This window comes from Streptomyces sp. AC627_RSS907 (assembly GCF_019049165.1).
On the sequence record NZ_JAGMUE010000362.1, the window covers coordinates 1 to 714 of the forward strand.

The 714-nt window shown below is 70.3% G+C and carries 1 protein-coding gene; it reads right to left on the reverse strand.

Features of this window, described 5'->3' with window-relative positions:
• The coding region (locus KUM32_RS35790) for a beta-ketoacyl reductase (protein WP_217146086.1) at positions 1 to 714 on the reverse strand (714 nt) is incomplete at both ends.

The window sequence follows — 714 nt, forward strand, 5'->3', positions numbered from 1 at the left end:
ACGTTGAAGCGTTGGTTGAGGGTGACCAGGAGTTCCGTCGCCATCAGCGAATCGAGTCCGTAGGAGTCCAGCCGGCCGTGCGGGTCGATGCCCTCGGGGTCCATCTGCAGGACGCCTGCCAGGATCTCGGTGAGCCGTTCGGTCAGGTGGGTGAGCGCCTCGTCCCCCGACATGCGGGCCAGTGTGCCCAGCAGTTCCTCGTGGTCGAGGCCGTCACCCGCGGTGTTCTGGGGCAGCAGCGGCGACAGCCGGGGGCTGCCGAGGGAGGGCATCAGCCGCATCCCCCGCCCCCAGTCACTGCGGATGACACCGGCCACCTCGGCGTCCGAGCCCAGCAGCGTGCCGGCGGCGGCGAGCGCCTCGGATACGGGCAGCAGGCCAAGCCCGATGTGTTCCATGGCCGCGCCCAGCCCGTTGCGCGCCACGTAGCCCACGTCAGCGATGGCTCCCCAGGCGATGGCCAGGCCGGGCCGGCCTTCCTGGCGGCGACGGCGGACGAGCGCCTCAAGGTAGAGGTTGCCGGCCGCGTACGGTGTCTGCTTGACGTTCCCCAGCGTGGCCGACTCCGAGGAGTACATCAGGAACAGGTCGCACTCCCGGTCGCGCAGGAGGAGGTCGAGGACGGCCGCTCCGGTGATCTTGGGGGCCATGACGGCGGCGATCCGGTCTTCGGTCAACTCGGTGAGCAGGGCGTCGTCCAGGTGCATGGCGCAG